General features: G+C 43.5%; 18 protein-coding genes. 13 read left to right on the forward strand and 5 right to left on the reverse strand.

Annotated elements, in window-relative coordinates; genetic code table 11:
- Positions 1-362 precede the first annotated feature (362 nt).
- The 9 genes from ID165_RS21945 to ID165_RS21985 all read left to right on the forward strand — a co-directional run bounded on the left by ID165_RS21945 (position 363) and on the right by ID165_RS21985 (position 15,085).
- Positions 363-4,442: a two-component regulator propeller domain-containing protein gene (locus ID165_RS21945; protein WP_192347564.1), complete on the forward strand. Its 4,080-nt coding sequence runs from the start codon at positions 363-365 to the stop codon at positions 4,440-4,442.
- Between the two features lie 275 nt (positions 4,443-4,717).
- On the forward strand, positions 4,718-7,828 hold the full coding sequence (locus ID165_RS21950; RefSeq protein WP_192347565.1) for a PVC-type heme-binding CxxCH protein: 3,111 nt from the start codon (positions 4,718-4,720) through the stop codon (positions 7,826-7,828).
- 7 nt (positions 7,829-7,835) lie between these two features.
- The gene (locus ID165_RS21955) at positions 7,836-8,384 is read left to right on the forward strand and encodes a plastocyanin/azurin family copper-binding protein (RefSeq protein ID WP_192347566.1); all 549 of its coding nucleotides are present in this window, start codon (positions 7,836-7,838) and stop codon (positions 8,382-8,384) included.
- Between the two features lie 238 nt (positions 8,385-8,622).
- Positions 8,623-9,351, forward strand: a complete 729-nt coding sequence (locus ID165_RS21960; protein WP_192347567.1) for a ThuA domain-containing protein — start codon at positions 8,623-8,625, stop codon at positions 9,349-9,351.
- Positions 9,352-9,412: 61 nt separating this feature from the next.
- Positions 9,413-10,528 carry a Gfo/Idh/MocA family protein gene (locus ID165_RS21965; RefSeq protein WP_192347568.1) on the forward strand — a complete coding sequence of 372 codons (1,116 nt, stop codon included), beginning with the start codon at positions 9,413-9,415 and terminating at the stop codon, positions 10,526-10,528.
- Positions 10,529-10,534: 6 nt separating this feature from the next.
- On the forward strand, positions 10,535-11,389 hold the full coding sequence (locus ID165_RS21970; protein WP_192347569.1) for a sugar phosphate isomerase/epimerase: 855 nt from the start codon (positions 10,535-10,537) through the stop codon (positions 11,387-11,389).
- A gap of 286 nt (positions 11,390-11,675) precedes the next feature.
- Positions 11,676-12,635: a glycoside hydrolase family 43 protein gene (locus tag ID165_RS21975; RefSeq protein WP_192347570.1), complete on the forward strand. Its 960-nt coding sequence runs from the start codon at positions 11,676-11,678 to the stop codon at positions 12,633-12,635.
- A 137-nt stretch (positions 12,636-12,772) separates the two neighbouring features.
- Entirely contained in the window at positions 12,773-14,050 is a 1,278-nt protein-coding gene (locus tag ID165_RS21980; RefSeq protein WP_225586867.1) for a Tm-1-like ATP-binding domain-containing protein, read from the forward strand.
- A gap of 174 nt (positions 14,051-14,224) precedes the next feature.
- Positions 14,225-15,085, forward strand: a complete 861-nt coding sequence (locus tag ID165_RS21985) for a phosphoenolpyruvate hydrolase family protein (RefSeq protein WP_192347571.1) — start codon at positions 14,225-14,227, stop codon at positions 15,083-15,085.
- Between the two features lie 303 nt (positions 15,086-15,388).
- Here ID165_RS21985 and radA read toward each other — a convergent pair whose 3' ends face one another.
- Entirely contained in the window at positions 15,389-16,762 is a 1,374-nt protein-coding gene (gene radA / locus ID165_RS21990; protein ID WP_192347572.1) for a DNA repair protein RadA, read from the reverse strand.
- Positions 16,763-16,905: 143 nt separating this feature from the next.
- Positions 16,906-19,734: a DNA polymerase I gene (polA, locus tag ID165_RS21995; RefSeq protein WP_192347573.1), complete on the reverse strand. Its 2,829-nt coding sequence runs from the start codon at positions 19,732-19,734 to the stop codon at positions 16,906-16,908.
- Positions 19,735-20,007: 273 nt separating this feature from the next.
- Between polA and ID165_RS22000 the strand changes: the two genes are divergently transcribed.
- Complete coding sequence (locus ID165_RS22000; RefSeq protein WP_192347574.1) at positions 20,008-20,328, forward strand: hypothetical protein; 321 nt, start codon at positions 20,008-20,010, stop codon at positions 20,326-20,328.
- Positions 20,329-20,563: 235 nt separating this feature from the next.
- Here the strand turns inward: ID165_RS22000 and ID165_RS22005 are convergent, their stop codons facing one another.
- Positions 20,564-21,043, reverse strand: a complete 480-nt coding sequence (locus ID165_RS22005; protein WP_225586868.1) for a hypothetical protein — start codon at positions 21,041-21,043, stop codon at positions 20,564-20,566.
- Between the two features lie 30 nt (positions 21,044-21,073).
- Here ID165_RS22005 and ID165_RS22010 point away from each other — a divergent pair, with 30 nt between their 5' ends.
- Complete coding sequence (locus ID165_RS22010) at positions 21,074-22,753, forward strand: amidase (RefSeq protein WP_192347576.1); 1,680 nt, start codon at positions 21,074-21,076, stop codon at positions 22,751-22,753.
- A gap of 67 nt (positions 22,754-22,820) precedes the next feature.
- Here ID165_RS22010 and ID165_RS22015 read toward each other — a convergent pair whose 3' ends face one another.
- A complete protein-coding gene (locus ID165_RS22015) occupies positions 22,821-23,393 on the reverse strand; it encodes a hypothetical protein (protein ID WP_192347577.1) in 573 nt (190 codons plus the stop codon).
- A complete protein-coding gene (gpmI, locus tag ID165_RS22020) occupies positions 23,393-24,916 on the reverse strand; it encodes a 2,3-bisphosphoglycerate-independent phosphoglycerate mutase (RefSeq protein ID WP_192347578.1) in 1,524 nt (507 codons plus the stop codon). Before gpmI ends, ID165_RS22015 begins: the two co-directional genes overlap by 1 nt.
- A 137-nt stretch (positions 24,917-25,053) precedes the next feature.
- On the opposite strand from gpmI, the gene ID165_RS22025 reads away from it, so the two are divergent.
- Both ID165_RS22025 and nadC read left to right on the forward strand, forming a co-directional pair.
- Positions 25,054-25,452 carry a DUF4783 domain-containing protein gene (locus ID165_RS22025; protein WP_192347579.1) on the forward strand — a complete coding sequence of 133 codons (399 nt, stop codon included), beginning with the start codon at positions 25,054-25,056 and terminating at the stop codon, positions 25,450-25,452.
- Between the two features lie 199 nt (positions 25,453-25,651).
- Complete coding sequence (nadC, locus tag ID165_RS22030) at positions 25,652-26,512, forward strand: carboxylating nicotinate-nucleotide diphosphorylase (RefSeq protein WP_192347580.1); 861 nt, start codon at positions 25,652-25,654, stop codon at positions 26,510-26,512.
- The last annotated feature ends 15 nt before the right edge of the window (positions 26,513-26,527 follow it).

Genomic DNA, 26,527 nt, shown 5'->3' on the forward strand with positions numbered 1-26,527 from the left:
GCTAGCTTATATTATAAAAGCTTCAAAAAATGAAAGAAATACCGCTTTATGCTTCCTGTAAAGAGTATAAAGTATGAATAAATCAATATAAAATTCTGTTTTTAATTATTTTTTTGCGTATAAAGTATGTGGAGGTTTAAAAAAAACCTAAAGAGTTACATTTTCTACCGGTTTGGCATTTGTGTGACTCAAACCTTTCGCAATCGATTGCGGTCAGCAGAATCGATTAGGGATGATTTGTAACTTTTCAGTCAGCAAATGAAAAGAAATCTTCAATTATCTTTCAGAGAGTGTAAATTTTTCAATCAATCTGAGTTGGGCAATTGAATTTTGATAATTTCAGATTCACAACCCAAAATCCTATGACCTTGTCCAAAAGTTTACTGGCAGGTTTACTAAGCCTGGGCTTTTTGCTCTGTAGTGTCTGCCCGGGACTTGCCCAAGAGAAGCGTTACTATTTTCGGCACTATGATGTGAACGCCGGCCTTTCACACAATTCTGTTTTTTCTATTTTTCAAGATAGTCAGGGGTTTATGTGGTTTGGAACCAAATATGGGCTTAGCCGATTTGATGGACACCGGTGGAAGAGCTACAACACAGATTCCCAAGGCACCCCCTCAACTATCTTGGGAAATGACTATGTGCATGCGATCCACGAAGACCGTGACGGAATATTGTGGATAGGAACAGACGAAGGACTTTACTTATATGACAAGACACTGGATAGATTTTCCCCATTGCCTTATAAAACAGAAAACGGTACTTTCCCGACAGGCATTATATCTTCTCTTGCCGAAGATCAGGCTGGAAATATCTGGATAGGTGGAAATAATCGCGGCATTTTCAGATTTGATTTTGAGAAGAAAGAGCTTATACTATTTAGCCATGATCCCGGCAAAAAAGGAAGCATTCCTGGGGGAGATGTTTCCAGTGTCAAAGTGGATGAGAATAATGTAGTGTGGATTTCAATTATCGGAAATGGGGTAGGACGTTTTCAGGAGGATACAGAAACATTTACCATGTATATGGATGATGAGAAGAAACTTCCGCAAGATTTTATCATAGGACTACAGGACTGGGGAGATTTTATCTTGATTGGTACTAAGAATTCCGGTGTGAAGAAAATGGAGAAAAGCAGTGGAAAGGTGACTGATCTCTTGCTAAACGATGAAAACGGGGCTCCGCTTTTTGTACGGGATATGTTTCAGTTCAGCAAAAATGAGTTGGGGATTGGGACTGAATCGGGATTGTTTATTTATGATTTTGTCACCAAAACGTACCAACACCTTCAGGAGAATGCAGATGATCCCTACTCCTTAGCCAATAATGCAATCTATTCACTCTGGAAGGATACCGAAGGAGGAATATGGGTTGGGAGTTACTTTGGAGGAGTAAATTACCTTCCAAATCAGCCGGTAAAATTCGAAAAATATTATCCCATTACCAATGTCAATACCATCAGCGGGAGAAGAGTGCGTGAAATAGTAGGAAACGGTGATGGCAGGATCTGGATAGGAACGGAAGATGCGGGTCTTAACCTCTTTGATCCACAGACTGGGATTTTTGAGCATCTGCCGGTAGGAGATTTAGATAGTCAATTATCTTATAGAAATGTACACGGACTAGCTAAAAAAGGAGACAAACTCTTGGTGGGGACTTTTACCGGAGGTCTCAATATAATTGATACGACAACAGGCAAAATAAAAAAAATCAATTCGGGGACACAGGGTGCCGGATTGACCAGCGATGATGTCTTCTCTATACTTATTGACAGCAGGGACCGGGTCTGGCTCGGTACTCCCCATGGGATGTTTGTCAGCGGCCAAGAAGAAGATATATTCCGAAAGGTAGAGGAGCTAAAAAACTATTTTGTCTACAATATTCTGGAAGATCATAATGGAAATATTTGGGCGGGTACTTACAATGATGGATTGATCCGTCTAAATCCGGACTCATTTGAGATTTCCCAATATACTCCCGATCCTGCAAAAGAGGGGAGTATTCCCCATCACACGATTATAGACGTGTTCGAAGATTCCCGACATACGATTTGGGTAGCTACCACAGGAGGTGGATTTGCCAAATTCAATGAGAAAGATCAAACGTTCAAGACTTATAGCGTCTCGAATGGTTTTCCTGCAAGTACTTATTACAAATTGATAGAGGACAATCATGGCGTGCTGTGGATAACTTCCAACAAGGGGTTGATACAGTTTGATCCTTCCACGGAGACTATCCGCTTGTATGATGAAAAAAGCGGGCTTATTCCCAGCCCGTTTAATTATCGGTCCGGCTACAAAGCTGAAGACGGAACACTTTATTTTGGATCGCAAGGCGGGCTGATTTCCTTTCATCCGGAGAAGATTGAAACTCCCAACTTTCAGCCGGAACTTATCTTTACAAGAGTTGAGCTGTTCAACCAAGAAATCCCCATTGATCCTGATGGAGGTATTCTTACCAAATCCATTGTCTTCACAGATGAGATTATTCTCGAACATGATCAAAACTCCCTGACATTTGAAGTAGCATCTCTTGGCTTTACCAATTCTCAAAGCTGGAACTTTGCCTACAGAATGGATGGTCTGGAGGAGGAATGGAGACAGATGAATGACTCACAGACGATTTCGTACTCTTACCTGCCTCCGGGGGATTACACATTGGTAGTTCGGGCTCCCCAAAATTCCGTCACAGATTCCTATGAGGAGGTACAACTGAAAATCATCATTCTTCCCCCGTTTTATCTCACCCCCTTGGCCTATGCATTCTATGCGTTGCTGACGATTTTGGTCGTCTATTGGCTCATTTCCATGTATAAAAGCAGGATAAATAACCGGCATTTGGTACAGATTAATTTACTGGAAGCCGAAAAAGAAAAAGAACTCTACGAAGCTAAAATTGAGTTTTTTACTAACATCACGCATGAAATCCGAACACCCCTGACGCTCATCAAAGGCCCGCTCGAAGATATTCTGAGCAAGGATAGAAACTGCGATCCAGAGGTGAAAAATGACCTTCTGATCATCGAGAAGAATACTGATAGGCTCATTGATCTAAGCAATCAGCTTCTTGACTTTCGCAAGACTGAGCAGCGGGGCTTCAAGCTGAGCTTTCTCAAAACTGAAATATGCGGAATTTTGGATGAGTTATATGTCCGGTTCAAGGTCACTGCCGGTCAGTCGGGCCTCAACTTTACGATCCAAAAATCCACGGCTACACTTTTTGCAGATGTGGATAAAGAAGCTGTCACCAAAATCCTGAGCAATCTGCTGATCAATGCACTGAAAAATGCCGAGAGCATGATCCACATTCGCTTGCACTATGATCCCGACCATCCTTCCGGCTTCAAAATAGAAATTTCCAACGACGGCCATCTCATCCCAAAAGATATGGCTGAAAAAATCTTTGAACCCTTCTTTCAAATCGGGGATAATTCTCATGCTAAAGCTAAGCAAGGTACCGGTTTGGGATTGCCACTGGCAAAATCTCTTGCCGAAATGCACCATGGGTCTCTTATGCTATCCAGTGATAGTGAGCTGAACCGATTTGTACTTGAGCTTCCGGTCAAGCAAAAAGAAGCCATACATTTCGATGAAGAAAATGATACCGGGACGGGGGTTAAAATTACTGTAGATTCAGAGGTATCCGCAGATAAAACCGTTTCACCTAAGAAAAAAGGAAGTCTTCCCGCGATACTATTGGTAGAGGACAACAAAGAATTACTTCAGTTTCTGGGGGAAAAACTAAAAGGCAAATATGTTATTCACAAGGCAGCAAATGGTCTGCTGGCACTCGACGTACTGGCGAAGGAACCGATTGACCTGGTGATCTCCGATGTTATGATGCCGGAGATGGATGGCTTCAAACTCTGTGAAAGAATTAAATCCGATCTGGCTACCAGCCATATTCCGGTGGTACTTCTCACTGCCAAAAACAATATGAATGCAAAGATCACCGGATTGGAGATGGGGGCTGATGTCTATTTGGAGAAGCCTTTTTCACTGGAGTTTCTGTATCTACAAATCAAAAACCTCCTACAGCATAGAGACCAGATTAAGAAAGCCTTTGCCAGTCTTCCGCTTGTGAACTCGGATACCATTGCGCATTCTAAAGCCGATGAGGAATTTCTGAAGAAAATCAACGAAGCAATTTTGGCAAATATTGAAAATGAGCTTTTTGGCGTATCCGAACTTGCTGATCAACTGCACATGAGTCAATCAAGTTTGCTGCGCAAAATCAAGGGTATTTCTGAACTCACTCCAAATGGCTATATCCGGCTGGTTCGCCTGAAAAGATCTGCGGAGCTTCTCGGTGATGGCCTGCACAGCATTGCCGAGATCAGCGAAATGGTAGGCTTCAACAGTCCTTCCTATTTCACCAAATGTTTTCAAAAACATTTTGGGGAGCTCCCAAAGGATTTTTCCAAAAAGTCCGATGTCTTGTGAGTTCTAAGAAGTAAGTCTGTGCGCTGGTTTGAATAAACCTAGAGCAAAGAGCCCTTCAAGGGTTAATGCTGAAAAAATGCGTATAAATGCCTCGTAATTGTAAATCAATGCCTTATAAGAATCCAATTCTTCGAAAAGCTGGGAATTTGCTATTTTTTGAAGATTTGTGACTAATCGGACACGATGTCAATCGGTAGTTTTACAGCCTAAGTTGAACCAAAGTATTTACTTTAAATCAACATCATTTTGATAAACCCTTATAAACCGAATTAATCATGCGATTAAGTAGATGCTTTAATGTGTTATGCCTGCTAATTGTGACTATTTTCCTTAGCCACAATTCCTTCTCCCTTGCTTTCGATTCAAGGGTAAGTCCGGAACCGAGACGGGCAGAAGTACTTTTTCTTGGACATGCCAGTGAGCATCACAATTCCCGTTTGTATGCGCCATGGCTCGCCACGGCTCTTTTTGCAAGCGGCATCAACATTACTTATACAGAGAAACTTGAAGATCTAAACAAGGATAATCTGGGTAAATACGACGGTTTGGTAATCTATGCCAATCACGATGTACTTTCCAAAGAGCAGGAAGCGGCCATGAAAAATTTCGTGGAAAGTGGCAAAGGATTGATCCCTCTTCATTCTGCCGCAGGTTGTTTTAAGAATTCAGATTGGTATATAGAGACTATCGGAGGACAATTTGAATCACATGGGGAAGGCGAGTTTACTGCCGAATCCATCTCATCCGATCATCCGATCATGCAGGGTTTTATGCCATTTGCAACCTGGGATGAAACCTATGTGCATCAGCGGATTAATTCTGATATGACTGTGCTCATGGAGCGTGTGGAGGGAGATCACAGGGAGCCGTACACTTGGGTTAGAAATGTGGGTAAAGGCAGAGTTTTCTATACCGCTTACGGCCACGACGAGAGAACATGGAAAAACGCCGGATTTTTGGAATTGGTGAAAAACGGTATTTTTTGGGCTATGGGAGATGAGGTAAAAGCCAACGTAACAGCATTGAATATTCCGGATGTATCAATCTATGAAGAGACCATTTCAGATTTCACAGCTAGGTATGAAGTGCCAAAAATACAAGAAGCTTTAGCCCCTGAAGAATCCAAAAAACTAATTCAGAAGCCGGTAGATTTTTCCATAGAACTTTTCGCTTCTGAGCCTGATATCCAGAATCCTATTGCCATGGCATGGGACGAAAGAGGAAGGCTTTGGATCGTAGAATCGGTGGATTATCCGAATACATTCAAAGAAACCGATGGCCAAGCCAATGATAGGATCAAAATCTGCGAAGATACCAACGGCGACGGCAAAGCTGATAAATTCACTGTATTTGCTGATGGACTGAATATCCCAACGAGTATGGTGTTTGCCAACGGCGGTGTGATTGTATCCATGGCGCCTGATTTTGTCTTGATGAAAGATACGGACGGCGACGACGTGGCAGATGTGAAGGAAGTGATCATGACAGGTTGGGGCAAAAACGATACCCATGCCGGACCTTCCAACCTACAATACGGTTTTGACAATAAAATTTGGGGAGTAACAGGATATTCTGGCTTCAACGGAACTGTTAATGGAGAGCAAATGAATTTTTCTCAGGGTATCTACCGATTTGATCCTGACGGGAAAGACTTTGAGTACTTAGCCGGTTCCAGTAATAATACCTGGGGATTGGGATTCTCCGAAGACAACAATGTCTTTATGTCCACGGCAAATAATACACATGCGGGATATTATTCTATCCCTGCGAAATATTTGCAGCGTGCTTTCCCCAAAGCAGCTGAAGATGAAATCTCTCCGGAGTTTGAAATCCAATCCATCCAAAAAATAGACGGGCACTACGATGCACATGCGATGACCCCAAATCTGAGACAAGTGGACGTAGTAGGTGGATTTACTTCCGCAGCTGGATTCAAACTTTACACCGCCAGGGATTTTCCTAAGGAATATTGGAACAGAATTGCCTTTGTCAGTGAGCCGACTATCCGTCTCACTCATAATGCGATCATTGAACCAAATGGAGCGGGTTTTATGGAAAAAGACGGTTGGAATTTGCTTGCAAGTTCAGACGAGTGGTTTGGGCCGGTACAGGCGGAAGTTGGACCTGATGGTGCCGTCTGGATAGCTGATTGGTACAATTTCATTATTCAGCACAATGTTTTCGTGGAGCGTCAGGCTCCATCGAGAATGGTTTTGCCATTTGAAGATCAGCCACATGGACAGGGCAATGCTTTTCAAAGTAAGCTTAGAGATACCAATCATGGAAGGATCTACCGCGTGGTTTACAAAGAAGGGAACAAGGGTAAGGCTATAAAATTGTCCAAGGATGATCCAAAAGCGTTGATTGCAGCCTTGAAAAACGACAATATGTTCTGGAGAATGACCGCCCAGCGATTGCTGGTAGAATCCGGGAATCAACAGGTATTTGGTGAGCTGTACAAAATCGTCAATGATAAATCAGTGGATGAAATCGGATTGAATAGCCCGGCAGTACATGCCTTATGGACGTTGCATGGATTGGGAGCTTTCGATGGAGAAAATGCCGATGCAATGAAAGTTGCGACTGCGGCTTTGTCTCATCCTGCATCAGGCGTAAGAAAAGCTGCCATCGCTGTGTTGGCAAATGATCAGGCCAGCACTCAAGCGATTCAATCAGCAGGGCTAACGAAAGACAAGGATCTGAATGTGCTGATGCATGCGATATTGAAATTGGCGGAGTTACCCGGAAATGCTGAAGCAGGCAAGATGCTATATGAAGCAAGTTTGGATGCTGTAAATGCCAAAGATGACTGGTTGCAAAAGGCGATTTTTGCGGCAGCTGCTGAGCAGGGAAAATTCTTTATCGATGCTATAGGTACTGAAAAAACGGACTTAACCAATCGATTAATAAGTGCTGTGAAAGATGAGAAATATGAACTGGGAAGAAGAAGTACGCTTCAGTATTCTCCTGAGGTCAAAGGCAAAGCTATTTCCATTTCCGCACAAATCTCCCAAAGAAGAGATGAGGAGCCATTTGGTGTGATCATCGCACATGGAGATTCCAACAATGGCTACAGTTTCTATCTGGAAGCAGGCAAGCTGCACTGGATAGTGATACAAGACGGCAAATCACACAAAGCAGTAACCGATACAACATTGCCTGAAAGCTATGAAGTGCAGGCTTCTCTTGCTCAAGACGGCAAAATGGAAATATTGGTTGACGGAAAGTCTGTGGCAACTGCAAAAGCCGGCGGCGCATTTAATGGAAACCTTTCACCCAGTGTAAGATCCGGACGTGACTTCGGGGGAAATAGAAATGTAGGTGCCTATAAAGACGAATTCAGTTTTGAAGGCAACCTGAGAAATATTTTACTGGAATTAAAGTAAGAATACCATGATTAAAGCAACCTTATTTCCCATGATAGCCATGATGTTGTTTGGACATTGGTTTGATCCCGGAGAAGCGAATGTGTCCGGATCAATTGCACTTTGTGAAGCAACACTGGGTATCGAAAACTATCAACCAAGAAATACCATCAGAATTCAGCGAAATAAAGAGGATAGGGCAACGACAATTTTACTTGAAATCGTGCCGGAGATGATGAAGTTTGACCAAGAGACCTTTACAGTGAAAGCGGGCGACAAAATCATCCTGGAGATAGACAATCTTGATGGAATGCAGCACAATCTGCTGATCACCAAACCCGGTATGCTGGACACAGTCGGTGCTGCGGCTGATGCGATGTTACGAGATCCAAAGGCTTCTGAGAAGTTCTATGTACCGGAGATCCCAGACGTCCTTTTTTCCACAAAAATGATTGGACCTCAGGAATTGTACACATTGACTTTTACTGCACCGGCTAAGCCGGGAAACTATCCCTTTGTCTGCACATTTCCAGGACACTGGCGGATGATGAATGGGATAATGGTGGTAGAAGAATAAAAGCTGGAAGACGGGAGACCGAAGACGGAAGCAAAACGATCAATTTTCAGTGATCAGTGTCAGCAAATTCTTGCGTCATTGCGAATGAGGAACGAATGAAGCAATCTCTGTTAAGTGGTAAAAGGTGAAAAGTCTCACCTAAGATCCATGTTTAAAAAATGAGACTCAATTTATTTCCGACATGCCCACTATGAGCAGCATTCACAAATAGTAAAAACATAAACCTTAATCCCAAAATATGAAATTCAAAAAAACACAAATTCCTTTCCTGGGCCTGATTCTGGTTTTAGGCATGGCAACAAGCCTATTGGCAAAAGAGAATCCTGCTCTCAAAATGCCTATCAAAGTACTCATGGTGGGCGGTGGGTCATCACACGATTTCGACACTTGGTACAAAGGCGCGGATGTGGAGACTTTGGAAAAAGATGGCTTGGCGGAAGTTACCTACACAGATGATCCGTCCACCATTTTGCAATATTTGGGCGATATGGATGTCCTTTTCCTGGCAAACAATCAGCCTATCGCTGACGATGCTACGCGCAAAGCAATTTTTGCTTTCGCAGAAGCTGGAAAAGGTCTGGTTCTAGCGCATCCTGCTCTTTGGTACAACTGGGAAGATTGGCCTGAATATAACAAGACAATGGTCAGCGGGGGCTCCAGAGGCCATAATGCTTATGGGAATTTCAATGTGAGCCTGACCGAAAAGCACCCTGTGACTAAGGGAATGCCTAAAAATTTCTCCTTGGATGATGAGCTTTACTATTACAAAGTGGATCCTGCCGGTCCTGGAATTGAGATTCTGGCACAAGCTAGTAATACCGATACAGATCCTTTTCCTTCCATTTTCATCGTGAAGCATCCAAAGGCCAAAATCGTCGGAATCGCTCTGGGTCATGATGCAGCTTCCCACGAGTTGGAAGCTTACAAAATGCTTATCCGAAATGCTGTACAATGGGTAGCTAAATAAACGCCCAACCTATTAAACCTATCTTTTTCAACAGTAAAACCATAATCTAAAGAATACGAAAATGAGTCAAAAACAAATCACTGTAGTTATAGTCGGACTTGGCTTCGGCAAAGAGTTTATCCCTATTTACCAAGCGCATCCTAATATCAAAAAGGTTGGGATCTGTACAAGGAACCCAAAGACAATCGATGAGTTGGCTACGAAGTTTAACCTAGACCGGGACCTATGCTTCACCAACTTCGAAGATGTGCCAAAGCGTGAGGATGTAGATGCCATTCATATTGTGACGCCTGTGCCGGATCATGCCAGAATGACGTTAGCCTCCCTGAATGCCAATAAACACACGGCATGCACCATTCCAATGGCGATGACTAAGGAAGATTGCGCAGCGATCGTAGATGCGAAAAGGAAGTCTGGCAAAGTCTATATGATGATGGAAACGGCTCTTTATACACGTGAATTTTTGTATGGGTTGAATTTGGCAGAGACTGGCCAATTGGGCAGAATTCAGATGGTACGGGGTTCGCATATCCAGGATATGAGCATGCCGGGTTGGGATGAATACTGGAAAGGGTTCCCACCGATGTTGAACGGTACACATGCGATTTCCCCACTTCTCAGAATCAACAATACAAAAGCTGAAACGGTGGTTTGTCACGGTTCGGGTCGCTTGAGCGAGGATTTGGCAAGCCGTCACGGGTCACCTTTTGCGATGGAAACTGCCACGTTTACCCTGAAAAACTCAGACGTAATTGCAGAAGCTACACGTTCTCTTTTCGACGTAGTCCGTCAATACCGTGAATCTTATGATGTGTATGGTACCAAAATGTCCTTCGAATGGGAGCAATTGGAAGATGAAAGTCATGTGATCTTTGACGGAGGAGAAAATGCCCGCAGAATCGATGTGCCGGACACAGACGAGTTGCTGATCGAACCGATCAAGCACTTCACAAAAAGGCAGACCATTGACGATCCAAACCATGTGTCTTTCTTGCAGGGCGCAGGCCATGGAGGTTCCCATCCACATTTGGTGCAGGAATTCGTCGCTGCTATTGTAGAAGGGCGTGATTCCGCCGTAGATGCTTCTATCGCTGCCAACTATACCTGCGCAGGTATTTGCGCGCATGAATCTGCCATGAAAGGCGGAGAGAGAATCCAGGTACCAACCTTTGATTAGTCAAAAATGAAATTTGGAGTAAGTACATTTTTATGGGTATCGCCTTTCGATACCCATTCTTTTGACCTTGTCCACAAGGTGAAGGAGATGGGTTTTGATATCATCGAAGTGCCTGTGGAGGATAAAGATCTGGTAGATTGGGATGCGTTAAAAAAGCTCACTGACGAATGGGGTTTGAAAGTCAGTATCAGCGGTGCATTTGGAGCAGATCGTGATATCTCTAGTGAGGATCCTTCCATTCGTGCAAATGGGCTGCAATACATCGAGGATTCTATCAAGATCGCAGCGAAAATGGGTAGTCCTATCTTTGGAGGACCACTGTATTCGGCTGTGGGCAAGCTTCGATCAATTTCAGCAGAGCAAAAGAAACAGGAATTTGACTGGTGTGTGGATAACTTGAAAAAAGCCTGTATAACTGCGGAGGAATATGGGATTACCTTAGGCTTGGAGCCACTTAACCGCTTCGAAAGTGATATGGTAAACACCGTGGATCAAGCGCTGGAAATCGTAAAAGCCGTGAATTCACCTTTTCTAAAAATCCAGCTTGATACCTTTCACAATAATATTGAGGAGAAAAATATCGCTGCTTCCATCCGTAAAGTTGGCAAGGACTTGCTTTGTCATGTGCAGGGAAATGAGAGTGACAGGAGCACTCCCGGAACTGGAAATTTGGCTTGGGATGAGATCAAGGGAGCCTTAGATGAAATCGGCTACGAAGGTGCGATGGTAATAGAGACCTTCGGAGCGGTGTCCAAGGAAATGGCCAAAGCCACTTGCATCTGGCGACCCTTAGCGAATAGCGCCGATGAATTGGCAAGTGAAGGATTGGCTTTTTATAAGAATCAATTTGGGAATAGATAATGTCGTTTATTCTAATTCTAGAATAACTAGTAGTATGGTGCTCGACTTCGCCCGGACTGACATATCTAATTACTTATTGAAACGACATATCAATGTTTGTCACCCTGAACAGCCAGTCTGCCGAAGGGATGAAAGTCGAAGGGAAAAGTATATAATAAAAATTACAGCCGTGGTCTGTGTCCCGCAGACCATCGCTATTTCGGTCTTTTAGAGACGGGACATCACTAGCTTTTCCAAAGTTCCAAACTTTGGAAAAGCTTATAAGTACATCATTACCCATTAAACCATGAACTTAAACTATCTCCTTATCACGGCATTTTGGATTAGCCTAAGCTTCTTCTCAGCTCCCGAAAAAGGACCGATTCTCCTTGCAGACCCGACTATATTCTTCCATGATAATACCTACTATCTGTACGGTACCAGTGGAAAAGACAGCAATAAAGGCTTTGAAGTGTACGTTTCCAAAAATCTTAAATCCTGGAAAAAGTCAGCGTTAAATGATGGATTTGCCTTGAAAAAAGGCGAGTCCTATGGGGACAAAGGATTCTGGGCACCGCAAGTCTTTGAATTGGAGGGGAAATTCTACATGGCTTACACTGCCAATGAACATATGGCCATCGCAACTTCCGATAGTCCATTGGGACCATTTACCCAGGCCGAAATCAAAGATTTGGAGGCTCCAGTCAAGCAGATTGATCCTTATGTATTCATAGATACGGATGGGAAAAAGTACCTGTATCATGTGAGGTTGACAGAAGGGAATAGGTTATTTGTAGCGGAACTGAAAGATGATTTCTCAGGCATTAAAGAGGAAACGTTGACGTATTGCTTTCATGCGGAAGAGCCTTGGGAAAACACCCAAAACGTAGACTGGACGGTGTCTGAAGGACCTACTATTGTCAAACACGAGGGGTTGTATTACTTTATCTATTCAGCCAATGATTTCCGTAATCCTGACTACGCAGTGGGCTATGCAGTAAGTGAAAGCCCGATGGGGCCATGGAAGAAGAGTCCAACTAATCCGATTTTCGACAAAGCCGATGCGGGTATCAACGGTTCCGGCCACGGAGATTTCTTTGTGGATGCTAAAGGCAAACTTCGATATGTACTTCATACACATCATTCCGATGAGGGGGTTTCACCGAGAAAAACTGCCCTGATCGAACTGGAATTTAAATCAAATGGAAATGAAGCCGATGTTTTGGAAGTGAAGAAAGGGAGTTTTAAATTTCTTGAGTTAAAGTAGTAAATCCCGTTTTGTGAAACCCAGATCGGGATGAAGAAATCAACGCCGTGGTCTGTGTCCTCGCAGACCACTGCGATTTATGGTTTGTGATGGAATATGAAGAAAAACACATCAAAATATAGAGCTTAAATATCTAAATGTTTCGGTCTGTGGAGATGCTCCACGGCGCACAGGCACAGACCGAGGCAATACTCACAATGACCCAACAACCACAAATCTTGATGCTAGGCTGCTTCGATACGAAAGGCGAGATCTTCGCTTTTCTAAGAGAATGCCTTATAGCTCAGGGAGCGGAAGTTATGACGGTGAATGTAGGGGTTTTGGGCACAACAGAGCTTTTTCCGGTAACCATTGAATCAGAGGAAATCTGTGAGGCAGGCGGTACAAATCTGGTCGCTCTTCGGGATAAAAATGATCGTGGAAACGCAATGGAAATCATGGGTAGGGGCGCGGCAAAGGTGTTGGAAGAATTGTGGAGGCAAAGAAAATTTGATGCGGTGATAGGAATGGGAGGAGGCAGCGGAACTTACGTTACGCTGAAATCCATGCAGTTTTTGCCTTTGGGATTACCGAAAATCTGTATTTCTACTTTGGCCACTAAGGATCTTACAGAGCTTGTAGGAGTGAAGGATGTGCTGCTGATGCCATCGGTCGTAGATGTCGCAGCGCTAAACAGCATCATCAAACCTATCATACAGCAAGCCGCCGCTGCCCTAGTTGCCATGAGCCGAGTGCAGCTTCCTAAAGAATCCACAGATATCAGGAGAATAGCAATCAGCATGTTTGGAAATACCAGTGTCTGCGTGGATTATTGTACGCAATTGCTGGAAGCTGAAGGCTATGAAGTGATGACCTTTCATGCAAACGGAGTGGGAGGTAAGGCGATGGAAAGTCTGACAATGGAAGGATGTTTTGTGGGTGTTTTGGATATTACAACTACTGAATTGGCAGATGAACTATGTGGTGGGATTTGCAGCGCTGGACCAAATAGATTGGAAGCGGCTGGCAAAATGAAAATTCCCCAGGTGGTCGTATCAGGCTGTATGGATATGGTCAACTTTGGTACTTTGGACTCGGTGCCTGAGAAATATAATAGCCGCCAATTATACAGTTGGGTGCCGACAGTTACGCTGATGAGGACAAATGCAGAAGAGAATGAGGTACTTGGGGAAATTTTAGCCAAGAAACTTAATCAAGCAAAAGGATCAGCAGCAGTTCTTTTCCCGGATAAAGGATTGTCTCAAATTGATGCTGAAGGAAATGCATTTTACAATCCTGAATCAAATGAGACACTTTCAAAATCCATCCAAAAAAACTTGAAATCGGAAATACCTTTTGTCAACTTGCCTTTTCATATCAACGACTGGGGGTTTGCAACCGAAGCGGTGGAAAGATTGATGGGGATGATGAAGTGAAGGATTTTTCGGTCTGTGAGGACAAAGTCAGAGGAGTTGTTAAGGTGAGAGACCTAGTGAAAAGTCCAGCTTCTGGAGAAGCAGGACAACTTGAAAATAAATTTTAAAAACTGTGCTCTCCGCGGTATTCTTTGCGACCTCCGCGGTTAAAAAAAACAATAAAAAGTAGAAATTATGCCAAATCCATGGACTGGAAAGGGAAATCCATACACAAGACAGGAAGTAAGAGACCGACTTAAAAATACCTTGGCGCAGAAGAAGGCCATTATTGCTGCGGGGGCGGGGACAGGCATCTCTGCCAAATTCATAGAAAAAGGAGGTGCTGATCTATTGATCATTTACAACTCTGGAAGGTTCAGAATGTCAGGACATGGCTCCACAGCGGGACTGATGGCTTATGGCGACGCCAATGCGGTTGCCATGGAAATCGGAGAGTTCGAAGTGCTGCCTGTGGTGGAGGAGATCCCTGTAATCTGCGGAGTACACGGTTCCGATCCTCGAAGACGCATATGGCATCATTTGCTGAAGGTGAAGGAAATGGGATTCTCCGGAATCAATAACTTCCCTACCCATTCCATTGTAGATGGGCATTTCCGACAGGTGTTGGAAGAGACAGGAATGGGCTTTGATAAGGAAGTGGAAATGGTGAGAATCGCCGATAAGATGGATTTGTTTTCCATCGTCTATGTGGCAACAGCTGAAGAAGCTAGACAAATGGCTGAAGCCGGAGCAGATGCAATTATCTCCCATGTAGGAACCACAGTAGGAGGATCGATTGGTGTCACCGGAGCCAGTTGTAGCATGGAAGAAGCGGTCGCGAGAACAAATGAAATTGTAGCTGCGGCTAAAGCAGTTAATCCTGACCTCTTTTTCTTAGCGCATGGTGGTCCTATCAACACGCCTGAAGACGTGCGTGAAGTCTTGGAAAAGGCGGATGTGCATGGATTTGTCGGTGCATCTTCCCTGGAAAGAATGGGTGTGGAGGAATCGTTGACAAATCTGACCAAGGAATTTAAGAAGCTGACGATAAAGTAGGTATTTCTCACCATCGTCTGTGTCCGCACAGACCATTTAGATAAGTTGTTCAAGTCTTCAGACTTGGACTTACAGAAATGCAGTCTTCAGACTGCGTTTTTACAGCCGTGTCTGGTTTTCATACAAAGCGTTTACTTGGTATAGCTTCGGTATATGAATCATTTCAATTTGTTTAGACCGGAGAATCTATGAATCTATTAGCATATTCACAAAAAGCAGTCTAAAGACTGCAATTAGTTCAGCACAAGGAGACTTGCGTTGGATGTGGGCAATTGATTCACTTGTCCAGCCTTGTCCAGCCCACTAAAAAATCCCCTGATAAACCTCCTCCAACTTACTAACCGGCATCACTTCGATTTTATACTTATCAAGATCCAGTCCTTTCACAGCATATTTGGAGACGATGATTTTTTTAAAGCCAAGTTTCTCAGCCTCAGCAATACGGTTTTCTATACGGTGGACAGCACGTATTTCTCCGCCCAAACCCACTTCTGCGGCAAAGCAAATATGCTCCGAAACGGGTGTGTCTTCGTAGCTGGAGATCAAGGAGGCACACACTGCCAGATCCAGAGCCGGATCATCCACTCTGAGTCCACCAGCTACATTTAGAAAGACATCTTGCTGGCCGAGCCGCATTCCACCACGCTTTTCCAAGACCGCCAAGAGCATATTCAAGCGCTTGGCATCGTGTCCTGTGCTGCTTCGCTGGGGTGTGCCGTAGGTTGCCGGACTTACCAAAGACTGGATTTCGATCAGAAGGGGTCGATTTCCTTCCATCATCGCACCGATGGCAACTCCGTTCAGAACTTCTTCTCTTTGGGTTAACAGGATTTCTGATGGATTTGCGACAGGGCGAAGACCTTCCACCCGCATCTCGTAGATTCCCAGTTCGTGGGTGGACCCGAAGCGGTTTTTGGAGGTTCTCAGGATTCTATAGCTCATGTGTCTATCGCCTTCAAACTGCAGGACTGTATCCACCATGTGTTCCAGGACTTTTGGTCCGGCTATGGATCCGTCTTTGGTAATATGTCCGATCAAGAACACGGGTGTGCCCGTCTCTTTGGCGAATTTCATAAGTTCGGCGGTGCACTCCCGGACTTGGGATACAGATCCTGCAGCTGACTCTACATACTGGGAAGTCAGTGTCTGGATGGAATCTATAATCAGCAAGTCGGGTTTGAGTGCCTCGATCTGCTGGAAAATCTGTTGGGTATTTGTCTCCGAAAGCACATAGCAATCCGGATTCTCTGCAGTCATCCGATCAGCGCGCATTTTGATCTGGGCTTCACTTTCTTCCCCAGAGACGTAAAGAATCTTTTTCCCCGTTAAAATCAATGCAATCTGAAGCATCAAGGTGGACTTGCCTATTCCGGGTTCTCCACCGATCAGCACAAGTGAGCCAGGTACAATCCCTCCTCCCAAAACTCTATCGAGTTCATTATCTCCCGTTACATATCTTGGGGACTCCTCGTAATTTACCTCCTGAATTTTCTTTGGAACGCTTGCTTTTTTGTTGCCTGAAGTTGGCGACTTCCATGTTCCTTTGCCGGATTCTTCCTTCTGAACTACTTCTTCCACATAGGTATTCCATTCCCCACAGGCAGGGCATTTTCCCAGCCATTTTGGACTTTGAGCTCCGCAATTTTGACAGAAGAATGTGGTTTTTATTTTGGCCATTTTTTAGATTTTAGAAACTAGATACAAGACGCTAGACATCATCGGGGTGTAAAAAACTAAGTTGAAGAACAGAATAACATATGTCAAAAATCTAATATCTTAAATCTTGGGTCTAACATCTATTTCTTGGGTCTAACATCTATTTAATGTGCTTGTAGCCAATCCGTTCCTATACCCACTTCCACTTCCACGGGAACGGCCATTTTGATTGCATTTGACATTAGTCCTGGAACGTTTGCTTTAAGAATTTCCACTTCATCCTTGTGCGCATCAAAAACCAATTCATCATGAACCTGAAGGATCATTTTTGACTTCAACTTTTCCTTTTTCATCCATTTATGCACGTCTATCATAGCTACTTTGATCAGATCGGCAGCTGAACCCTGAATCGGTGCGTTGATTGCATTTCGCTCAGCGAAGCCACGCATGGTAGCATTCCGACTGTTGATGTCCCGGAGATATCTGCGACGACCCAGGATAGTTTCTACGTATTCATGGGTTTTGGCTTTTTCGATGGCTCCATCCATGTACTCTTTCACAGCCGGGAATTCTTTGAAATAGGAATCAATTATCTCCTTGGCTTCTCCTCTTGGTATAGCTAACCGCTGGGAAAGTCCAAATGCGGAAATACCATAAATAATCCCAAAATTGGCTGTTTTGGCTTTTCTACGCATATCAGAAGTCACTTCTTCCAGGGGAACCTGAAATATCTTGGCTGCTGTAGTAGCATGAATATCGCGGCCGGTACGGAAAGCTTCTATCATGGATTCATCACCGGAGAATGAGGCCATAATCCTAAGCTCAATCTGCGAATAATCCGCTGCCAGAAGTATGTGATTTTCATCTCTAGGCACAAATGCCTTTCGGATTTCGCGCCCACGGTCGGTGCGGATAGGAATATTTTGCAGATTAGGATTGATGGAAGAAAGACGGCCGGTTGCCGCTACAAACTGATTGTATGTCGTGTGGATTCTGCCTGTTTTGGAATTGATCATCGTAGGCAAAGCATCCACATAGGTAGATTTCAATTTTACCATTTGTCGGTAATCCAGAATGCTCTGGATGATTTCATGCTCATGTGCCAGCTTGCTCAATACTTCTTCACCGGTAGCATACTGCCCGGTTTTGGTCTTTTTGGCTTTGGGATCGAGCTTTAATTTGTCGAAAAGCACTTCGCCAAGTTGCTTGGGGGACGCCAGATTAAAGCGGACTCCAGCCATTTCATAAACTTTGTTTTCAATGTCCTTACTTTCTTTTTCCAGTAAAACAGACATTTCTGCCAAGCTTCCGGTATCGATACGAACGCCCTCAAACTCCATGTCCGCAAGCACATTGATGAGCGGATTTTCTACCTCATCAAAAAGTTTAGTCAGGTTATTCTCCTTCAACAAAGGATCAAATTTTGTTTTGAGTCTTAGCGTGATATCCGCGTCCTCACTGGCATAGGCGGTCACATCGTCTTCATCCACATCCCGCATATTTCCCTGGTTTTTGCCTTTTTTTCCAATCAATTCCGTGATAGAAACCGGCTCATAGTTCAGGTATTGTTTTGCAAGCCAATCCATAGAATGCTTGCCGTCTGCATCGATCAGGTAATGCGCAAGCATGGTGTCATAAAGTACTCCTTTGACATCGACGCCGTAATTCTTCAAGACAAGGATATCATACTTGATGTTCTGTCCGATTTTCAGAATAGCTTCATTTTCGAAGACTGGCCTGAGCAACTCCAGAATAGCCAAAGTTTCATTTTTATCCTCGGGACATGGCAAATAATAAGCTTCTCCAGTTACATAGGCAAAGGAAATCCCGACGAGCTCGGCTTCCATTGGATTCACAGATGTCGTTTCGGTATCAAAGCAGAGCTCTTTCTGAATCTCTAAAAATTCGACTAATTCAAGGATTTCAGCCTTTCCTTTAATTTTATGGTAATTCTGTATGTTGCTGTGAATAGTATCCGGAGCTTTCTGCTCAGCTTCATTTACTGTTTCCTCTTCGGATTTTACTTCTACCGGAACTGCAGCTGTAGGAGCTGGAGTCTCGCCAAAAAGACCCAGTTGGTCATTTTTCTGGATTCCTGCGATCTTATCAGTGCCCTTGAACACACGGGCAGCCAATGTTCTAAATTCAAGTTCTGTAAAGATTGCACGGACTCTCTCCTCATCTATTCCCTCGTATTTCAGATCATCTTTTATATAGGTAATTGGCACATCGCACTTGATCGTTGCCAATTCCTTCGAAAGAATTCCTTGGGCTGCAAATTTCTCCACATTTTCTCTTTGCTTGCCCTTAAGATCGGCTGTATTTTTCACCAGTTCTTCTACTGTCCCGTAGGTTTTCAGGAGTTTCACAGCTGTTTTTTGTCCGATACCGGGGATTCCCGGTATGTTATCCACAGCATCACCCATCAGTCCCAGAATATCCCTCACCTGATCTACACGCTCGATATCCCATTTGGCGCATATCTCCTTTGGCCCCATGATATCTACCCCGTTGCCCATAAAAGAAGGCTTGTAAAGGAAAATATGATCATCTACCAACTGACCATAATCTTTGTCGGGTGTCATCATGTAGACAGTGAAGTTTTGCCTTTCGGCTTGTTTAGCCAAGGTTCCGATTATATCGTCCGCCTCGTATCCGTCTAACTCCAAGATGGGAATGTTGAAGGCCTTCACAATTTCCTTAACCCATGGAATAGCCGTGGCGATATCTTCAGGCTGCTCTTGGCGATTTGCCTTATAAGCTTCGAATTGCACATGTCTGAAAGTTGGGGCATGGGTATCAAAGGCCACCCCGATGTGGGTAGGTTTTTCCTTATCGACGATTTCGAGCAGTGTATTCGTAAACCCCAGCATCACGCCGGTATTCAGTCCTTTGGAATTTATTCTTGGGTTCTTGCTGAAGGCAAAATGCGCTCTGTAGATAAGCGCCATGGCATCAAGTAAAAAAAGCTTACAGGGCTGTTTTTGGGACATTTTTAGAATTATTTTATGATAAAAGGCAAGTCTTTTTAGGCTTTGTAAGTTACAAATTTTCCGGTAGGGCTGACTCAAAACATTTTGTTATCCACATAGCTTGACAGTCATTGGCGGCAATTTTGATCTTTAGTTAGTCTAAACCATTATCAAACAGCATATGAAATCGAGCATTACGCAAGCGACACACAAAAGGGTGATTATTCGTAGTGCGAGATTCCATAGCCTGCTCCGACTAATCGGGATGTCCAATTAAAATCAAATTATAAGCACATGAAAAAAGTATTCGCAGTTTTCGCATTGTTTCTCTCCACCCAGTTAGTAATGGCTGCATCTAGCAATGACAATGATACTAAAAATAAAAAAGGAGAAACAGAATTGACAGAAGCCCAAAAAGAGCGTCTGACAGAAATCGAAGCCAGAGTCGACGAGATCAAAGCCATGGACTTCAGTACTATGAGTAGAGACGAGAAGAAGAATGTGAGAATGGAGCTGAAAGAAATGAAAAAAGAGGCCAAGCGTGCAGGTGGCGGAGTTTACATTTCAGTAGGTGCCATTATCATTATTTTATTGATCTTGATTTTGGTGACCTAAACCCATCAATCACCATCAACCATTTAAGAGGCGGCCAGATCAGATTTGTCCGCCTTTTTTGAGATTCAGTCTTAACAACAGGGCACACTGAGATTTACACACAGAGCGCGGATTAGTAATTCCAATTTTTTTGTCCCGTGTTGGTTATCCTGCTTTTGGAGAAGCAGGGTAGTACCTTGAGGGACTGAGGATAAATTCAATTTTTCTCCAGCGGTTCCCCACAAAAACAGTGAAGTTATTTTTCAGGATTTTCGATCAGGTAATTTTTAACTTGAAGTCCACGTAGAAATACTACAATAAGCGGTATAAGCCATACGGTCTCATTAAAAATCAACTGAAATGCTGTTCGCTTGTTCCACCCTAACTCAGGAATGAAACTCAAGGCAAACCAGATGGCCAGAATTATTTTTCCTGTAATGCCTGCGATAATCAGATACACCCAACTGACAGGGTAAAAGGCACTAAAAAATATAAGTAAGCCTACGACGATTCCAAATCCTCCATAATAGGAAACAGGCAAGTTGGCGTCGATTAAATTTCCATTTGCCAACCATTCTAAAAGCGATCCTCCAATCAAGCTGTAGAGCGCAGACCAAGAGAATGTGTACATGCCCGAAAGAAGAAGAATTCCACGAAAATGCATGGGAAATACAGGAAAGGAAGGGGTTTGATCCATGGGTTGATTATCTTGGGTAGTTGGATTTGCGTTTAGCATTCTGGTATTTCATACTAACAAAACTATTCAATGGAATCAAAAAACACCATTTCTTCCTCTGCTTTTATATTGCTGGCTTCGGTTGGATGCATTTTACTAGGTTTTACACTTGGCAAACATTCGGGAGAAATAACCCCTATTTCTATTGAAGGGGCTTCGGGGATTTTTGGATTGTCCTTTACACCGGCTGAAAAAGACAGCATGCTAGGAGCATTGGAAAATCAGCTCAGCCACTATGAGTCATTGCGGGAAATCAAACTTGATAATTCTGTAGTGCCTTCTCTGGTTTTCAATCCGCTTCCTACAGGATTCCAGCCGGATCAAAGTCAGCAACAATTAGAATGGGGCTTGGCTGAGGAGATACCACTCCCGGAAAAGGAATCTGATATTGCCTATATGCCTGTACATGAACTGGCAGTGTTGATCAAAACAAAGAAGTTGTCCAGTGAGCGATTGACTAAGATCTATTTGGATCGGATAAAGACTTATTCTGATACGCTGCAATGCCTAATTACTTTGCTGGAAAGTCCTGCATTGGAGAAAGCCAAAGCCATGGATGCTGAGTTGGCAGAAGGGAAATACCGGGGTCCATTACATGGAATTCCCTATGGAATCAAAGATCTTCTGGCGGTGAAGGGAACCAAAACCACTTGGGGTGCGATGCCATACAAGGACCAAGAGATCGATATGACTGCCAGTGTGGTGAATAAGCTGAATGACGCCGGAGGGGTTCTGATTGGCAAATTTACTCTTGGGGCTTTGGCTATGGGGGATGTCTGGTATGGAGGGGTGACCAAAAACCCTTGGAATCTAATCCAGGGCTCGAGCGGATCTTCAGCCGGATCTGCGTCAGCTGTAAGTGCTGCATTGGTTCCCTTTGCCATCGGAACAGAGACTTTAGGTTCCATCGTATCCCCTTCTACAAGGAACGGAGTAACGGGTCTCAGACCAACCTATGGGAGAGTGAGTAAATATGGTGCAATGGCCTTGAGCTGGTCAATGGATAAAATCGGTCCTATCTCCAGATCCGCCTTGGATAATGGAATTGTCTTATCCGTGATCAATGGAGCGGATGTGATGGATGCCAGTTCCATACAGGCAGCATTTAATTATTCTGCGAGAAAGGATCTGAAAAAATTAAAAATCGGGTATTTCAGGGCTTATTTTGAGGGAGATGATCCAAACATGAAAAATAATACTGATGTATTGGAATTACTCAGAAAGCAAGGTTTTGTATTGCATCCTGTGGAGTTTGAGGTCTCAGTAGATCCCAGAGCCATTCAGATCATGCTTTCGGTCGAAGGAGCGGCTGCATTTGATGAGCTGACTAGATTGGGTTGGGATGATCAGCTCGTAGCACAACATAAAAATGCCTGGCCGACGATTTTTCGAGCAGCGAGATTTATCCCTGCGGTGGAGTACGTGCAGGCATCAAGACAGAGAACTATCCTGATCCAGGAAATGCATGAAATTATGAAGGATTATGACGTAATAGTCACGCCGAGCTATGGAGGCTCCCAACTTCAGGCTACCAATCTGACTGGCCATCCCGCTCTTTGCCTTCCCAATGGCTTCAATGAGCAAGGGGGGCCAACATCAATTACCTTATTGGCAAATCTATTCGAGGAAGATAAATTGGTCATGCTCGGGAATTTAATCCAGACAGCGACTGATTGGCAAGCCCAAAGACCTCCTATGTTTGATAAGTAATCCACAAAAAAGGCTAGAGGCGCAGATTTTCTCCAATTCTTGCCTACGCTTTTAATTTCCCGGAACCTTAACGTGTAGGCACTATCTCCCCCCGAATCTTCATTTTGTTCGCGTCCAAAAACCATATCTTCTGAGTGGTCTCAATGGAATAATGGTCTACCACGTTAGATACACTGTCCATATAAAGTTCTGCCAAAGTAGTAGAGGTATAAAATAAGTTCTCTTCTGCTACTTTGATTGAAACACTGCTTACTTCATCATTAGAATATAGTATTTTGATGTATTTCACTTTTCCTTCTGACTTGGGATAAAGGGTGTGTGTCAGCGAATCAGTGGAAGACTCTGTCTGATAGGATTGAAGCAAGGAAGATTTATTGATGTCTGCTGCTGTAAACAGGCCAAATTCTTCCTCCCAATCCTGTATGGAATAGATGACATTGGTTTGGTTTTCTACACCCTGAACTTGAGAAACTTTAATCACTTCCATGCTATCGATCTCTTGGATTTTCATTGCGATAAATCCCTTAAGATCAAAATAAGGCTGTTTTTCCTGTGTGTTAGTAGTTTTATCCTCACAAGAAAACAGCCCAAAAAAAGTAAGAAAGAGAATCCCGAAGGAAAAACTTTTGTAATGCTTCATTAAGTCAACAGAATATTTCCGGTCATTTCTTCTGGCTTTTCCAATCCCATCAGCTTAAGGATAGTAGGAGCCAAATCCCCCAGTTTCCCATCGGTAATAGTAAGTTTTTCATGTTTGTCTACCATGATGCAGGGCACAAGATTCGTCGTATGTGCAGTATTAGGAGTGCCATCTTCATTGATCATCATGTCGCTATTGCCATGATCTGCGATGACAATGATGGTGTAGTCATTAGCCAAAGCTGTAGTAATCACACTTTCCGCACAAGCATCTACCGCTTCACAAGCTTTCACTGCTGCATCAAAATCACCTGTGTGACCTACCATATCCGCATTTGCAAAGTTTAGGCAAATGAAATCAGCACTTTTCTTTTTCAGTTCACCGTTGATTTTGGAGGCGATTTCAAAAGCACTCATTTCCGGCTTTAGATCATACGTAGCTACTTTTGGAGATGGGCAGAGTAATCTGCTTTCGCCCATGAATTCATTTTCTCTTCCACCGGAAAAGAAGAAGGTTACGTGTGGATATTTCTCTGTTTCAGCTATACGGATCTGTTTTTTATTCGCTTTCTCCAGCACCTCTCCCAGCGTATTGTTTAGGTTGTCTTTATCAAAAAGAACCTCTACTCCATTGAATGTGGCATCGTAATTTGTAAACGTGATGTAATCTACATTCAGTTTTTTCATGTTGAAATCTTCGTAATCACGCTGAGTAAGGGCCTGCGAGATCTCTCTGCCCCTATCCGTACGGAAGTTGAAGCAGATGACCAGATCACCTTCTTCTATTGTAGCCAAGGGCTTATTGTCAGCACCTGCATGGATGATTGGTCTGATGAATTCGTCAGTGACGTTATTTTCGTAGGATTTACGCATAGCAGCAATGATGTCTTTTGACTTCTCTCCCTCCCCTTTCACCATAGCGTCATAGGCTAGTTTCACCCGTTCCCAGCGATTGTCTCTGTCCATGGCATAATATCTTCCTACCACCGAAGCGATCTGACCTGTGGAATGAGTCAAGTGCTCCTGAAGATCCTCCAGATAGCCTATGCCTCCCTTTGGATCTGTATCTCTTCCATCGGTGAACGCATGGATAAAGACATTCTCCATTCCGTTGAATTTGGCGGCATCACAGAGTCCTTTCAGATGAGTGATGTGCGCATGTACTCCACCGTCGGAAAGCAGACCCATAAAGTGGGCCTTTTTGTTGGTAGCTTTGGCTTTCGCAAATGCTTTTACCAAAACCGGATGTGAATTTAGTTCCTTGTTTTCTACGGCAAGATTTATTTTCACCAAATCCTGATAGACTACACGCCCGGCTCCGATGTTCATATGTCCAACTTCAGAATTGCCCATTTGGCCTTCAGGCAAACCTACTGCGAGACCGGAAGCTTCCAGTCTAGCGTGTGGATATTTGGTATAAAGGCTGTCAACAAAAGGCGTTTTAGCTTTGTCAATCGCAGAAACTGAAGGGTTGGTGGCTATTCCCCAGCCATCCAAAATCATTAAAAGTACTTTCTTATCCATACCGCAAATATATTATAATTCGGAGCAAAGTTGCCCCGAAATCCCGATTAGACAAAACTTCAAGGGAACGTAATTGCTAAACTTAAAAATGCAGAACATGATTCCTTTTTTGGCTTAGTATTTGCCTAGCAAGGGCAATGACCTCAGTACTAAGTTTAATCGTATCAATCTTCCTGTTTGTCCAATCTCCCGTATCGGAAATCGATACCTTGAATTCTATTGATACAGTTGTTTCTGCCATTGAAAATGGCTCAAGCAGTGATTTGGCCAAATATTTTGACTCCAGTATTTCTTTAAATATTAACGGATTACAGGGAGATTATTCTAAAAATCAGGCAGAACTTGTGTTGAGAGATTTTTTTAAGAAGAACCCGCCCCAAGGATTCAGCCTTGTCTTTCGAAGTGAAAACAATCCAAGTTTGAGCTCATATATTGGTGATTACCAGACAGTAGAAGGTGTCTTTAAGGCCTTTATTAAAATTTCCCAGCAAGCCTCAGACTTCAAAATTTACAGCCTCGAATTTGTCAAAGGCTAGGTTAGGTTTTTAACTTATTTGCTAACAACGTTTTTCGCTGAAAGCGATGTTTATTTCATTTTGATAAAGTAACGGGGAAATTGATTTTTGAAATTTATCTGGCAAGGTAAAGCCATCAGAGCAAAATCAAGACTTACTCATCTAAAAGAAATTTGCTTCTTTACGTCCATGTGAGAGCTTCAAATCCCTATTTTTGGGCATGAATCCATCTTACCTTACCGAAGAAGCTATTTCCTCCTTTATTACTGCAGCTTTTGCAGAAGATATAGGCCCAGGGGACTATTCCTCTCTATCTTCTATTCCTAAAGGAAAAGCCGGCCAAGCAAAATTGTTGATCAAAGACGATGGGATTCTGGCAGGAGTAGAAATGGCAGAGCGGATTTTTAAGACTTTCGACCCGCAGCTTGAAGTAGAACTTTTTGTGAAAGATGGAGATGAAGTGAAGTATGGGGATATTGGGCTGATAGTAAAAGGTTCTTCTGCGTCTATTCTCTCTTCTGAAAGACTGGTGCTGAATTGCATGCAGCGAATGAGCGGTATTGCTACCTTAACACATCGATTGACTGAGAAGATTCTTCATACCAAGACCCGTCTGATGGACACACGGAAGACCACCCCTAATTTCCGTTTGATGGAAAAGTGGGCTGTGCATATCGGAGGCGGAGTCAATCATCGCTTTGCCCTATACGATATGGTGATGTTGAAGGACAACCACGTGGATTTTGCCGGTGGGATCCGTCAGGCAATTGAGCGTAGCAAAGCATATTTGGCGGCGAATGACCTTGACCTTAAAATCGAAGTGGAAACCAGAACCCTCGAAGAAGTAGCCGAAGTAATGGAAGTGGGCGGAATTGACTTTATCATGCTGGATAATATGGATTATGACACCATGCGAAAAGCTGTAGAGATGGTGGGGGATAACTATAAAACTGAGGCATCAGGAGGAATCACTGAAGATACCCTTGTGGCAGTAGCAGAATGCGGAGTTGATTTTATTTCTATGGGAGCACTTACGCACTCCGTGAAGAGTCTGGATATCAGTCTCAAGGCTTTTGACTAAACTTTCTCGCAGGGT

It is taken from the genome of Algoriphagus sp. Y33, assembly GCF_014838715.1.
Taxonomy (GTDB): Bacteria; Bacteroidota; Bacteroidia; order Cytophagales; family Cyclobacteriaceae; genus Algoriphagus.